The 13,681-nt window shown below is 43.2% G+C and carries 10 protein-coding genes; 6 read left to right on the forward strand and 4 right to left on the reverse strand.

Annotated features, from left to right (window positions below; all coding sequences use genetic code 11):
• Positions 1 to 52: 52 nt before the first annotated feature.
• The gene (locus FTT72_RS10535; RefSeq protein ID WP_180178331.1) at positions 53 to 748 is read right to left on the reverse strand and encodes an ion channel; all 696 of its coding nucleotides are present in this window, start codon (positions 746 to 748) and stop codon (positions 53 to 55) included.
• A gap of 254 nt (positions 749 to 1,002) precedes the next feature.
• Between FTT72_RS10535 and FTT72_RS10540 the strand changes: the two genes are divergently transcribed.
• Positions 1,003 to 1,377 (forward strand): hypothetical protein, encoded by a 375-nt coding sequence (locus tag FTT72_RS10540; protein WP_180008801.1) that lies wholly within the window; start codon positions 1,003 to 1,005, stop codon positions 1,375 to 1,377.
• An 88-nt stretch (positions 1,378 to 1,465) separates the two neighbouring features.
• Here the strand turns inward: FTT72_RS10540 and FTT72_RS10545 are convergent, their stop codons facing one another.
• Both FTT72_RS10545 and FTT72_RS10550 read right to left on the reverse strand, forming a co-directional pair.
• Positions 1,466 to 3,181, reverse strand: coding sequence for a cation acetate symporter (locus FTT72_RS10545; RefSeq protein ID WP_180002715.1), 1,716 nt, complete (start codon positions 3,179 to 3,181; stop codon positions 1,466 to 1,468).
• A 1-nt stretch (position 3,182) separates the two neighbouring features.
• On the reverse strand, positions 3,183 to 3,515 hold the full coding sequence (locus tag FTT72_RS10550; protein ID WP_078190540.1) for a DUF485 domain-containing protein: 333 nt from the start codon (positions 3,513 to 3,515) through the stop codon (positions 3,183 to 3,185).
• A 181-nt stretch (positions 3,516 to 3,696) separates the two neighbouring features.
• On the opposite strand from FTT72_RS10550, the gene FTT72_RS10555 reads away from it, so the two are divergent.
• On the forward strand, positions 3,697 to 7,185 hold the full coding sequence (locus FTT72_RS10555) for a PAS domain-containing hybrid sensor histidine kinase/response regulator (protein ID WP_180022766.1): 3,489 nt from the start codon (positions 3,697 to 3,699) through the stop codon (positions 7,183 to 7,185).
• 429 nt (positions 7,186 to 7,614) lie between these two features.
• Positions 7,615 to 8,382, forward strand: a complete 768-nt coding sequence (locus tag FTT72_RS10560) for a hypothetical protein (protein WP_180135104.1) — start codon at positions 7,615 to 7,617, stop codon at positions 8,380 to 8,382.
• A 425-nt stretch (positions 8,383 to 8,807) separates the two neighbouring features.
• On the opposite strand, the gene FTT72_RS10565 is transcribed toward FTT72_RS10560, so the two are convergent.
• Complete coding sequence (locus FTT72_RS10565) at positions 8,808 to 9,458, reverse strand: response regulator transcription factor (RefSeq protein ID WP_078190543.1); 651 nt, start codon at positions 9,456 to 9,458, stop codon at positions 8,808 to 8,810.
• A 374-nt stretch (positions 9,459 to 9,832) separates the two neighbouring features.
• Here FTT72_RS10565 and msuE point away from each other — a divergent pair, with 374 nt between their 5' ends.
• The 3 genes from msuE to FTT72_RS10580 all read left to right on the forward strand — a co-directional run bounded on the left by msuE (position 9,833) and on the right by FTT72_RS10580 (position 13,624).
• Entirely contained in the window at positions 9,833 to 10,564 is a 732-nt protein-coding gene (gene msuE / locus FTT72_RS10570) for an FMN reductase (RefSeq protein ID WP_180175605.1), read from the forward strand.
• A gap of 39 nt (positions 10,565 to 10,603) precedes the next feature.
• Positions 10,604 to 11,710, forward strand: coding sequence for a dimethylsulfone monooxygenase SfnG (sfnG, locus tag FTT72_RS10575; RefSeq protein WP_078190545.1), 1,107 nt, complete (start codon positions 10,604 to 10,606; stop codon positions 11,708 to 11,710).
• 495 nt (positions 11,711 to 12,205) lie between these two features.
• Positions 12,206 to 13,624, forward strand: coding sequence for a deoxyribodipyrimidine photo-lyase (locus FTT72_RS10580; RefSeq protein ID WP_180178332.1), 1,419 nt, complete (start codon positions 12,206 to 12,208; stop codon positions 13,622 to 13,624).
• Positions 13,625 to 13,681: the final 57 nt, after the last annotated feature.

Below are 13,681 nucleotides of genomic sequence, written 5' to 3' on the forward strand. Positions count from 1 at the left end.
TTAGATACTGAATATAGAAAAGGACGCAATTGCGTCCTTTTTTTTCCTGCCATTATTTGTCTTTGGGCTCATGGCGTTCCGGTAAATGGGCAATATATTGCAATGCTATTAAACGTGAAACGATGAGAGCCAAATACATCACCCCACAGAACATTTGAAGCATAGCCAAGACCCGTGCAGGCGCACTCACAGGCATGAGATCCGACAAGCCCGTGGCAGACTGCAAACTAAAACTTAAAAATAATAAATCTAACCACGACTGCATGCCCGGCTCTGCAGGATTTACAAAACTATCCGGATAAATCAGCTGACAAATACTATAGAGAAAAGCAAAACCCCATGCGATGAGGGTAAATACTGCCCCTGCTGCAAAAAGTTCATCTTTGGTTAAATAGCGATCGGCAAACATATAACGCAATACGCCATAAGCGGCACTAAAATACGCACAGGCTTCAAAACCATGCGCAATAATTTGAATATTCGGATGATTTACACCGAGCATAATCAAAGTAGAAAACAATACGGCGCAGCCAACAAAACTCAGTCCTAGAATCGTAAACATTGGAGTTTGGCGAATCACTTTGGCAATGATCAATAGTACCGACACCCCAAGTACCCAAATTAGCGCACGAAAAGACAGACTTTCTCGGGTAATCGCGGTTAAAACCAAGATCAGAAACTGCACCAGTAACAGCCATGCTGAGGGTAAAAGTCTAAAGCTTTTCCAAAAATCCACGAATCCTTGCATTATTTTCAATCTCTATATTTTTTTATCATGCGCTGAAATGATCAATCTGAAGCATCATCAACTGATTGATTTTAAATTAGCATGAAGCAAGTTTCTTCTACTGCAAAGATTTGTTGAGCGTGTCCTGAAAAACATCACATATGCCTACTGTTCTGCCTCAGTTTTTTTATCACCTATGAGCCTCAAAAAGCCTATTGTAAGTTTCAGCATTCAGGCGCACATTTAAAGAAATCTCCTGCGTGGTAGATTTCATTATGAAAAAACATCTCGTATTTGCACCCCTCTGTCTGCTCATGCTCTCTGCCTGTACACAAAACAGTCCGCTCCTCAAAGGCCATGAAAATTATGTGGGGACTTGGCAAAACAACCACAGTGAATTAGTGATCAAATCGTCGGGCGAAGTGACGTATTACCATCAAGAACATACTGAAAAAAGTATTGCCAACCAAACCTTCAGTGGTGCTGAACAGTCGCGAATAAAAGCCCATTTGAGCAGTTTTGGTGATCAGAGCTTTAGCATCGGTCAGGATAATTTCTCTCAACAATTCACCATTCAGCGCTCGCCTTATCAAGATGATCAAGGCCATTGGAAAATGTCGATCAATGGAGAAAATTATACACGCAAATAGGACAGAGATTTGTCTACAAACCTCTGCGTCATATCATTCACTAAATATAAAAAAAGCCCCTTATTAGGGGCTTTTTAGGCGATTCAGATTAGTGATCTGAAGCACCAGAGATACCAATACCAGTTTGTGAACGTACATACTGTGCATCGAATGCTTTACGCTCAGCTTGTGCTTGTGCTGAATTATCAGTCACAGAGAACAACCAGCAGCAGATGAATGCCAATGGCATTGCAAAGATAGCAGGACCATTGAATGGGTTAATTGGTGTTTCAGAGATTGCGAATGTATCTACCCAAACTGCTTTAGATAAGATAATTAGGGTCACTGCTGTAAGCAGACCTACTAAACCGCCAATCACTGCGCCGCGAGTGGTCAAGCCTCTCCAGAACATAGACAATACAAGTACTGGGAAGTTTGCACATGCTGCTACAGAGAACGCCAAGCCAACCATGAATGCAACGTTTTGTTTCTCGAACAAGATACCTAAAATCATCGCGAAGATCGCAAGACCTAAAGTCGCGATTTTAGACATACGAAGTTCAGATTCTGGCGTTGTTTGACCTTTCTTGAATACGTTTGCATACAAGTCATGTGAAATAGCTGAAGCACCAGACAATGTTAGACCTGCAACAACTGCAAGAATCGTTGCGAATGCCACCGCTGAAATGAAGCCCATGAACAAATCACCGCCTAATGCATCAGATAAATGCACCGCAGCCATGTTGTTACCACCAACAAGCTCTAGCTTGCCAGTTACCGCCATTTTTGCAACATCAAGGAATTGTGGGTTGTTTGAAACGTAAAGGATCGCACCAAAACCAATGATGAAAGTCAGTAGGTAGAAGTAACCAATGAAACCTGTTGCTACAACCACTGATTTACGCGCTTCTTTGGCATCTTTAACCGTGAAGAAACGCATTAAGATGTGTGGTAAACCTGCTGTACCGAACATTAATGCCAGACCTAGAGAGATCGCATCAATTGGGTTCGCAGCCAATTTACCAGGCCCCATAATATTGCCCGCTTCTGCCAAAGTCACTTCGTGAACTTTAGAGAAAACTTGAATAGATTGTGAGAACATTTCAGAGAAGCTGAAGCCCACGCCCTTCATGACCATGAATGCCATGAACGTTGCGCCAGAAAGTAGCATCACTGCTTTAATGATCTGTACCCAAGTCGTTGCCAACATACCGCCGAAGATTACATACGCCATCATCAGCAAGCCAACAATCACAACCGCAATGTTGTAGTTTAGACCGAATAACAATTTGATTAACTGGCCTGCACCTACCATCTGTGCGATTAGGTAGAACGCTACAACCACCAGCGAGCTCATTGCTGCCAATGTACGTACTGGTTTTTCAGCCAAACGGAACGATACAACGTCAGATAAGTTGAATTTACCTAAGTTACGCAGACGCTCTGCTACTAAGAACAATACAATTGGCCAACCCACCATAAAGCCCAATGAATACAGCAAGCCATCAAAGCCTGAACTGAATACCATTGCGGAAATACCGAGGAACGATGCTGCTGACATATAGTCACCGGCAATCGCTAGACCATTTTGGAAACCTGAAATACCACCACCAGCAGTATAGAAATCTGCAGTGTTGGTAGTTTGTTTTGCAGCCCATTTAGTAATTAGCAGCGTAAAACCTACAAAGATGGCAAACATGATAATTGCGTGCCAGTTGGTCGCTTGCTGCTGTGCTTCACCTAAATCTGGTCCTGCCATTGCCATGCTTGACATGAGCAGAGCGGGAGCCGCCAGTGCTGTTGCTTTCAATGAATTCCATTTCATCTTAGTGAAGTCCTTTTTCTTGAGTAATTGCTTCTACTTCACGCATTGCTTCTTCGTTTAATGCATCTAATTTATTATTTGCAATGTACGAATACACACCACAGAGTAGGAATGACAATACAATAATGCTCAAACCTAATGGCATACCAATCGTGGTTACACCACCACTCACGGATTGCATCAAGAACTCTTTGTTATAGCCCACAAGTAGCATGAAGCCGACATAGACCACCAACATGATGATCGTCAAAGTCCAGCTCAACTTACTTTTACGGCTAACCATTTCCTTAAATTTTGGATTCTGTAGAATTTGTTCTACCTGTCTCTCATCCATAATGTTCTCCTTACGCCGAACCTTGGCGCGCAATTTTCTAATTCGAATTATTTCGAAGCTAAACTTACCAATGTTCCTTATCTCTTGTAATTTAGACTTTGGTCGTTAAATTTTGAGCAATAACCTCCCTAAGCCTATGGATGCGTTATCATTAAGCGAGAATTAATATGCTGCAGGCTCTATGAATAGTTGGCTTATCGTCGGGGTATTGGCCCTTTACATCGCATTACTCTTTGTATGTGCATTCTTTGGTGAAAAGCATGCCAGCAGGCTCAGTACTCGCGGCAGAATGCTTCTCTTTAGTCTAACTTTAGGGGTTTACTGTTCATCTTGGACGTTTTATGGCGCAACAGGTGCCGCGGTTCGTGAGGGCATTATTTTCCTGCCGATCTATCTAGGACCGCTGCTATTTGTTGCGCTCGGCTATGATATTTGGCGACGTTTAGGCCGTGTCCGTCAGCATCATGCCATTTCATCGATTGCCGACTTTGTAGCAGCACGATATGGTAAAAGTGGCCCCTTAGCGTCATTAGTCACGATCCTTGCCGTGATTGCCATTATTCCCTATTTAGCCTTGCAACTACGTGCAATTGCCCTAAGTGCAACGGTCATTTTAGAACCGACCGCTGGTCTGACCAGCACCACCAATAGTGTGCTGTTTTTGACTGGTGTATTGGCGATTTTGGCGATGATGTTTGGGACACGACAGATTGCCAATACTGAACAGCACGGCGGCTTAATGTTGGCTGTGGCATTTGAGTCTTTCGTCAAGCTGTTTGCACTACTTGCAGTCGCATTTTTCTTTGTTTTTGAATCACCTGAAAACATGGCTCAAATCAGCCATGACATCAACACCACCTTTAAAGATGTTCAGCTCAAAGGTGTGCCAGAAAGCTTTTGGATTCAAACTTTATTGGCTGCATTAGCGATTATTTGTCTACCACGTCAGTTCCATGTCGCGGTGGTTGAACTGCGAGATGAAAAGCATATCCGTGGTGCTCGTCGTTGGTTTGCCATTTATCTGATTTTAACCATTATCGCGATCATCCCGATTGCCAGTTGGGCGCTGCATGCAGCACCTGCCTACTTGGCAATCCCCGATGTTGCCGTGCTCTCACTGCCTTTGAGTTATAACCAAGACTGGTTGACCTTACTTGCGTTTCTCGGTGGTTTTTCAGCATCGACAGGTATGCTGTTGGTGTCGTCAGTGGCCTTGTCGATTATGCTCAGTAATGACTTGATCATGCCTGCACTGTGGCGTACACGCTTATTGTCACGTCATGACAAACGCCTACCACTCGTACTGAAATTCACACGTCGTGTATGTATTTTAGCGGTCATGTTATTGGGCTTCTTGTTCTTCCATTTCTTCAATGACATTGACCAATTATCGGTATTTGGCCTATTGGCCTTCAGTGCTGTGGCACAGTTTGCACCGGCGTTAATTGGTGGTTTATATTGGCGCGGCGGAAGTAAGCAAGGCGTATATGCAGGTCTGTTGGTCGGCTTTGGCATGTGGGCTTATACCCTGTTATTACCAACCGTATTGCGTAGCCTGCCTGAACAATTTAAAACATTTACCGAAAATCTTTTAAGTCAGGGTCCGCTAGGCTTGAGTTGGTTACGTCCTGAAGCACTGTTAGGGTTTGAATCTTTCGATCCACTTACCCATGGCGTAGTTTGGGCACTGGGTTTAAATATCACCCTCTATATTTGGATTTCCCGCGTCTTCCGTCCAAGTGTTGCCGAGCAAATTCAGGCCGAAAGTTTCTTTTATTATGAAACCAAGCCCCTCCCGGCTCAAAGTACATCAAACGACATCAGCTATATTCACCATGATGTGGCACGCTTAAAAGTAGGTGATCTGATTACTTTGGCAAAACGCATTACCGGTGAAGGTCCAACTATGCGCGCCTTCAACCAGTTCTGCGCACAAAACAATGTCGTTTTGAATGAAAATAGCAGCGCCAACGGCATGTGGTGGCGTTTTACCGAACAGTATCTTGCCGGCACCATCGGTGCGGCATCTGCCCGTACCCTACTCACCACAGCCATGGTCAATAATGGTTTAGCACTCGGTCAGGTCGCAAATATTCTTGACCAAGCCTCACAGTGGCAGCGCTTTAACCAAAACCTGATCATGACCATGATCGACCATATGACTCAAGGTGTGTCCGTAGTTGATGAAAATATGTGTTTGGTGGCATGGAATAATCAATATCTCAAACTGTTTGATTATCCAAAAGACATTGTCTATGTCGGTTGTCCAATTTCAGACTTGATTCGTTATAACGCTGAACGCGGCGAATGTGGTCCCGGTTCAGTCGAAGAACATGTGCGTAAACGTATGCATTGGATGCAAGTCGGCAGCGCACACGAATTTGAACGGATCCGTAAAGATGGCCGTGTAATTCAGATGCGCGGGAACCCAATCGAAGGCGGCGGTTTCGTCACGACCTTTGCCGATATTACTGCATTCCGTGAAAATGAAGCCTTGCTTGAAGGGCGTGTACAAGACCGTACCCAACAGTTGGCAGATGCCCTGTCTGAACAACAATTGGCACGTGAGCAAGCCGATAAAGCCAATATGTCGAAAAGCCGCTTTATTGCTGCCGCAAGCCATGACTTATTGCAACCGATGCATGCTGCTCGCCTGTTCAGTACCGCCCTCGAGCAAAGCGTACAAAATGACGATGATCGTAAAACGCTTCAGCAACTTGATCGTGCGCTGCATGGTGCGGAAAGTATGCTCTCTGCCCTCTTGGATATTGCACGACTCGAAGGTGGAACGATCCAGCCGAAACGTCAGCCTTATCCACTGCATGACTTACTCAGCGATCTTGAACTGCAATTTAAATCGATTGCAGCACAGCGTAATATCAAACTGACCGTACATGATGCTCAGTTCTGGATTGACACCGACCCACAGTGGATTCGTCGTATTATTCAAAACTTCGTCAGCAATGCCCTACGCTATACGGCGCGTGGTCGTGTTGTGGTGGGTGTGCTACGTTCAGCACGTCCAGGACATATTCGTATTGGCGTTTGGGATACAGGTCCTGGGATCGCGGAAGAACAGCGCATTAAGTTGTTCCAAGAGTTCGAACGCTGTGGACATACCTCTCCATGGGGCGAACAGGGTCTGGGCTTAGGTTTAGCCATCGTGCAACGCATGACCAGCCTACTCGACTACCCAGTGCATGTGTTCTCAGAACTTGGTCATGGTTCGTGTTTTATGATTGAAGTGCCTGTGGTCGCTGCGCCAAAAGTGGTCGCTGCACCGACTCAAGCGGTTCCGCTGAAGACCAAAGCCTATAAGATTCTGTGCTTAGACAATGATGAAACCATTTTGGAAGGGATGTCGACCTTACTGACCAAATGGGGCTATCAAGTCTTTAAAGCCACTGAACCTGAACAGGCCATGGAGTTGATTCAACAAGAAAATATTCAAGTTTGGTTGGTTGACCAACACTTGAATAACAACAAGATCGGTCTCGACTTTATTTTAGATAACCGTCAGGAAAATGTCCCTGTGGCGCTGATTACCGCAGATTCTGATCCTGAACTACCGCAACGTCTAAAAGAGTTAAACATCGTCTTACTGAAAAAACCATTGAAACCGGCTTCACTGCGTTCATGGTTATCTGGTTTAAAAATTTCAAATCAGTAGCGTTGTTACAGGACATCGCTCTGTGAAAAGTAGCCCATTTCATTCACATGAAATGGGCTTTTGTTTACCTTGCTTTTACTTAAACTTACCTAACTGGCAAAAAAATTTGTCTCAACGGCAAGACCATTCAAAATAGCCCCGATATTTCGTCTATTTATTAGCCATAAATATCAAATTAAGATTGCCTATGGCAAAAGATATCGAATGCGTGAGTGAACACTTGTACACTTAGTTACAATTAAAAATCTATTTGATTTAAATCATATTTTTATAACCAAAAATAAAAACTAAAACTTTAGTCGTATATTTAGCTGCGGCCGTTCGTTTTAAAAATATTCATAAGAAGTTGATCAGTTTCAAGCCAATTCAAGAAGCATCATAACTCAACACTTGAGAAGCTGATCTCCCCCGCATATTAGGAGTGATCTTGTGAATATTTCAGAAACAATGCCGCATGGTTTTGATCAAAATCTACAGTTTCATCGTCAGTATGGTGCCAATGCCATTTTGCCAGAGATCGATTGGCGTCAATTATTTAAGTTCAGCAAATTAAGTGATGTGCAAGTCGAAGCGCTGGAAACGCTCTATCGCAGTGCCGTTCCTCTCGCTTTACAAGTATTTGACGAACTGAATTTTGATGTCTTTGCACCGAATGCTTACAAACCCCAAGGTCTTGGCTTATTCGATCGACTGGCAGAACAAGAAGATCTACTGCTGCAAAATTTAGAAGCAGAATCCAATAGCTTAGGTTTGGACACCCGTCATCAGATTTGGAGCATGCTACTGCGTGGTGGTGCGGTCTTAGTATTTAAAGCTTGGCTCGGTAAAGTCAAAACCGACAAAAACCAGCTGGATAAAACACAGTTTGATGAATTATCTGATTTACTGTTTATTAAAACAGCGCCATTTGAATTGGCACAACGTTTAAATGTCGATGCCAACTCCAAGCAAGACCATATCTTCCTGATGTACGACAATGATGTCTATCTGGACCGTTTTAACAGCTTAGAAACTGCAGCCCTATTTGTGGATTTGGGTGTTTATGATGCTACTTTTCTAAGTTTACGTGATGACCGTGTCGCAGATTATCTCAAAGCGCGCGGCTATGTGTCCGATGAACAAATTGATGAACTGCAATGTGCGCTCAATCCTTTGTATTGTACCGATCTGACGCCTAAGCAAGACTATATTGCTTAAGTTATTGTTGAAGTTGTTTATATAAGGTATTAACTGATGTTACGCAGTAACATCAGAAGCACAATTTGATTCAAATAAAAGAACGATACGCGGTAACGTCATCCGCAAGTGTTTGAGACAGGACGACTTCTAATCACAAATGTTTTTGCGATACTTTGAATAATTTGGCGCAAGTGAACGAGTTTTGCGGATGACAATGGTTTTGGGTACTTTTGCCGAAACAAAAGTACCTCCAGCCGAAGGCTGATCCCTTTATTTAATCCCTAGATGTAAGACTCCGTCGAACTGACTTAAAAATCATTTTAAAAATGCGAAATTACTTTTAGGTGCGTAATATCAGTTATTGGTTTAATTCGCATTGTTCTATCGCTTAAACAGCATAAAAAAAGACCTCCACGATGGAGGTCTTTTTTTTGAAAAAATCCTTAGATTTTCTTTTCTTCAATATTCAATGCATTAATTGCCAAAACAGCTTGAGTTCGGTTTTGTACGCCCAACTTACGGAAAATCGCCGTCACATGTGCTTTGATGGTTGCTTCAGACACATCCAACTCATAGGCAATTTGTTTATTCAACAAACCTTCCGCCACCATCATTAACACGCGGAATTGTTGCGGTGTTAAAGACTGAATACGTTCTGCCAATGCCGTTTCATCTGCAGCACGTGGGTCAAAGTTCATGTTGGCTGGTAAATTTGGTGGTAACCAAATCTCGCCTTCTAAGACTTGACGAATCGCTTCACCAATGTGACTTGGATGCGCAGATTTTGGAATATAACCCATTGCGCCATGTGCAATCGCACGTTGAATAATCGACGCTTCTTCATGCGCAGAGACCACAATGATTGGAATCGATGGATATTGTGCGCGTATATGCACCAAGGCAGAAAAGCCTGAAGCACCCGGCAAGTTTAAATCCAATAACACAAGATCAGGCTCAGGGCCATTTTCAAGACGTTCATAGCATTCATTGACTGCTGCAGTCTCATGAATTTGCGCCTGAGGCAAACTATAACGAACCGCCTGAATTAAAGCATGACGAAACAGCGGGTGATCATCAACGATTAAAATATTCATAAGCAACGTGAGAGATCTTGTGCACAATGACCCTATTCTAACCACACATGCTATGTGAAGGATATGCAAGAACTTATTTTTTTGCATTTAAAATGTAGATTTTCACCTAAAATGCGTCTTTTTTCGCATTTTCTATAAATCTTTAAATCTAATCATATTTTCATATAAATTTTATCAACACAGTAAAAATGCTTATATCTAAGCATTATATGTTGAAATATCAACAGTTTAAAATTTGAAATTTCACGAATCTTGTGGTTTTTCCAATATATCTAAAAATCAGATAACTTTTCTGATTTTCGTTATTTTACAGTGATCCACCCATCGGGATTAATAAAAGGCATTCCGAGAAACCACACTTTTAGGTTTAAAAAATGTCTCAAATTAATCTACAAAAACCCCTGAATATTGTTGCTGTGTCAGGTGGTCTAAACAATCCATCTAAAACTGAAGCTTTGGTACAAGCCATTGTTGATGAGCTCGGTAATGCGACTCCAATCAATGTGCATTTTATTAAGTTTAGTGAAATTGGCAATTTATTAGGTGGGGCGATTTACCGTAACCAATTGCCACAACGTGTACAAGATGACCTTGCTGCCGTTGAAGCTGCTGATGCACTGATTGTTGGAACACCAGTTTACCGTGCTTCATTTACAGGTCTGTTTAAACACTTCTTTGACTTTGTCGAACAAACTGCATTGGTCGATGTACCTGTCTTGCTTGCAGCTTCGGGTGGTTCTGAACGCCATGCCTTAGTGCTTGAACATCAACTGCGTCCATTATTCAGTTTCTTCCAAGCGCAAACATTACCGATTGGGGTCTATGCAACAGATCGTGATTTCACCCCTGAATACACCATTCATAGTGAATTACTCCGTGACCGCATTACTTTAGCTGTAGCACGTGCGCTGCCGATTTTGGAATGGGCTCCAGCCAAAGGTCAGCGTGCTGAAGTGGTGAAAGCCAAGTCTCAACAAGCCAACCAAAACTTGGGCATTAATAAGCAAATCGAGCAAGAAGAAGTTCTTCCTTCTGCAGCTGTTCCAAGTTTGGATGCCGCTGAAGCTCGACTGCATAGTAAAAAGCCAAAAACGCAAGTGGCTTAAACACCACAGCATAACAATTCGATCCCGAGGGTTTGCAAAATGTCAGTACAAGAAAAAAACATTACATTTGCGTATTGGGTACCAAACGTCAGTGGTGGTTTGGTGGTCAGTAATATTGAACAGCGTACCGATTGGAGCTATGACTATAACGTGCGTTTGGCACAAGCTGCAGAAAAAAGTGGCTTTGATTATGCGCTGACTCAAATTCGTTTTACCGCAGGCTATAACGCGGAAAATCAACATGAATCGGTTAGTTTCAGCCATGGAATTTTGGCCAAAACTGAAAAGCTCAAAGTCATTGCCGCGATTTTACCCGGCCCTTGGAAACCAGCTCTGGCTGCGAAACAATTGGCGACCATCGATCATCTCACCAATGGCCGTATTGCGATTAATGTCGTGAGTGGTTGGTTCCGTGGTGAGTTTGATGCGATTGGAGAAGAATGGCCCGAGCATGATCAACGCTATGCGCGTTCTGAAGAATTCATTCGTAGCCTAAAAGGTGTTTGGACGCAGGATAACTTTAGTTTTGATGGTAAATACTATCAATTTAAAGACTACACTCTATCTCCGAAACCGGTGCAAAAACCGCATATTGAAATCTTCCAAGGTGGCAGTTCACGTGCAGCACGTGACATGGCATCACGTGTTTCCGATTGGTACTTCACCAACGGCAATACCCCTGCTGAGTTGAAAAAGCAGATCGATGATATTCGTGAAAAAGCCAAGGCCAATAACCATCAGGTCAAAATCGGGGTGAATGCCTTCATCATTGCCCGAGATACTGAGGAAGAAGCCCAAGCGGTGCTTCAAGCTATTATCGACAATGCCAATACTGAAGCGGTCAATGCCTTTGGCGATGCAACTCGTGAAGCAGGTGCATCCACAAAAGAAGGCGAAGGTAACTGGGCAAAATCTACTTTTGAAGATTTGGTTCAATACAACGACGGCTTTAAAACCAATCTGATTGGTACGCCACAACAAATTGCAGAACGCATTGTGGAACTCAAAAGTGTAGGCGTCGATTTGGTTCTCTCAGGTTTTCTCCACTTCATTGAAGAAGTGGAATACTTTGGCGAAAAAGTGTTGCCACTGGTTCGTGAACTGGAAGCTCAACAGCAGCAAGTTGTGCAGGCTAAATCAGCATAATTGTTGATGCAGTCACAGCTCATAAAATCAGCATAATAATCACAATCGGCTCACTTCACTTTCCTCCCCTAAGGCTCGGCTTAGGGGATTTTTTATCTCGAGTCCCATTTAAAGATATGCTTTGATTCTAGAAAATGAGCTAACCTATAGACAAAGAAAAAGCCCGACATCCTGTCGGGCTTTTTCTATATGGATACTTAAGCATGACTCCTGTCTTGCTTCACAGTCCTGATGGTGAACACTTTGTTATTGTTTTATGTTCCGGAACGTCCTGTTCCTGTATAAGTTCATCTTAGGTAAAATTTAAAAGCGCGCATAGCGTCTAAAAACTTCGTTACTTGTACGCTTAAGCTGACAGGATTGTGCGCAATCGGTTAAGTTAAACCATAGATATTATATGGTTTTTTTATAGAAATCGATTTTTTAGATAATTTCATTACCAATAGATACCCCCGTAATTCTGGTGATATTTCCAACAAAAACGAGGCAATAAACATGCAACTTGTTTGGTTTCGACAAGATTTAAGACAACATGACCATAGCGCACTGTGGCAGGCGACACAGTCTGGTCCAACTGTTGCCTTTATTGCGCTTTCTCCTGAACAATGGGCAAGGCATGATGATGCCCCTATTAAAATCCATCGCTATCTTGCCCAACTGGAACTTTTGCGACAGCAATTGGCTGAACTAAATATTCCACTGATTATTCAGCATATTCCCGATTGGTCAGACATCGCCACTGAGCTATTAACCTTATGTACTCAGCTCAATATACACACTGTTCATGCACATATTGAACATGGTGTGAATGAACTTAAACGAGATCGCGAAGTACAACAGTTATTAGAACAGCAGCACATCTCTGTTGAGCTGTACCATGACCGCACCCTGTTTCCTGTTGGCAGTATTCGCAATCAATCTGGACATCCTTATCAAGTTTTCGGTGCATTTAAGAAAAATTGCTACGAAAAATTGAGTATCAGTCTGCCTACTTGTTATCCCGCTATTGAAGCCCAAGCGGCTCTCGCCTCGCATCCGCTGTGGCAAACCGAATTCGATCTTCGTCCTTTTTATCCCGCAGGGCTGTTAGCAGCTCAAATCGAGCTTTGGCCGATTGGGGAAAATCATGCACAGCAGTGCTTAGATGAATTTATAGAACAACATCTGAGTCGTTATGCTGATGATCGGGACTATCCAGCGCTCAATGCTACCAGTCGAATTGGCATGTATCTCAACTTGGGCATCTTGTCTATTCGCCAATGTCTGCAAGCCCTGTTTCGTGAACAAGGTGGCTATTTCCAGATCGACCACAGAGGGCAACAAACGTGGCTCGATGAGCTACTTTGGCGTGAATTTTACCAACACATTTTATTTGACTACCCGCAGGTATCTCAGCACCAGCCGTTTCAAACCAAAACCTTAAAAATAAAATGGCGCCATGCACCACAAGACTTGGCTGCATGGCAGCAAGGTCAGACAGGCATTCCAATTGTCGATGCAGGGATCCGTCAACTACTGGCTACGGGTTGGATGCATAATCGGGTGCGGATGATTTGTGCCATGTTCCTCAGTAAGAATCTACTGATCGATTGGCGGTTGGGGGAGCAATGGTTTATGCAGCACCTTGTCGATGGCGACTTAGCGGCCAATAATGGCGGTTGGCAATGGTGCGCCTCGACGGGTACAGATGCTGTACCTTATTTTCGGATTTTTAACCCGATCAGCCAATCTCAGAAATTTGATCCGAACGGGGATTATTTACGTCAATGGCTACCTGAACTCGCAGATTTGGATGCCAAACAAATTCACCAACCCTTTGCCAAAAATCCTCAACTAGAATTGAACTACCCTCAGCCGATTGTCGATTTAAAGCAGTCTCGCCTAGCGGCAATTGAAACATTCCGAGCATTGTAGAGACTGCCAAGATCGAACTGCTAGGGATCAAAACGCTGTACTGAAATGGTCACTCTA

The sequence above is a fragment of the Acinetobacter sp. YH01005 genome (assembly GCF_013420465.1).
Taxonomy (GTDB): domain Bacteria; phylum Pseudomonadota; class Gammaproteobacteria; order Pseudomonadales; family Moraxellaceae; genus Acinetobacter; species Acinetobacter amyesii.

Excerpts from the sequence above, each read along its gene's own strand:
- FTT72_RS10535 (WP_180178331.1), bottom strand. The coding sequence starts at position 748 with ATGCAAGGATTCGTGGATTTTTGGAAAAGCTTTAGACTTTTACCCTCA.
- FTT72_RS10540 (WP_180008801.1), top strand. The coding sequence starts at position 1,003 with ATGAAAAAACATCTCGTATTTGCACCCCTCTGTCTGCTCATGCTCTCT.
- FTT72_RS10545 (WP_180002715.1), bottom strand. The coding sequence starts at position 3,181 with ATGAAATGGAATTCATTGAAAGCAACAGCACTGGCGGCTCCCGCTCTG.
- FTT72_RS10550 (WP_078190540.1), bottom strand. The coding sequence starts at position 3,515 with ATGGATGAGAGACAGGTAGAACAAATTCTACAGAATCCAAAATTTAAG.
- FTT72_RS10555 (WP_180022766.1), top strand. The coding sequence starts at position 3,697 with ATGAATAGTTGGCTTATCGTCGGGGTATTGGCCCTTTACATCGCATTA.
- FTT72_RS10565 (WP_078190543.1), bottom strand. The coding sequence starts at position 9,458 with ATGAATATTTTAATCGTTGATGATCACCCGCTGTTTCGTCATGCTTTA.
- msuE (WP_180175605.1), top strand. The coding sequence starts at position 9,833 with ATGTCTCAAATTAATCTACAAAAACCCCTGAATATTGTTGCTGTGTCA.
- sfnG (WP_078190545.1), top strand. The coding sequence starts at position 10,604 with ATGTCAGTACAAGAAAAAAACATTACATTTGCGTATTGGGTACCAAAC.
- FTT72_RS10580 (WP_180178332.1), top strand. The coding sequence starts at position 12,206 with ATGCAACTTGTTTGGTTTCGACAAGATTTAAGACAACATGACCATAGC.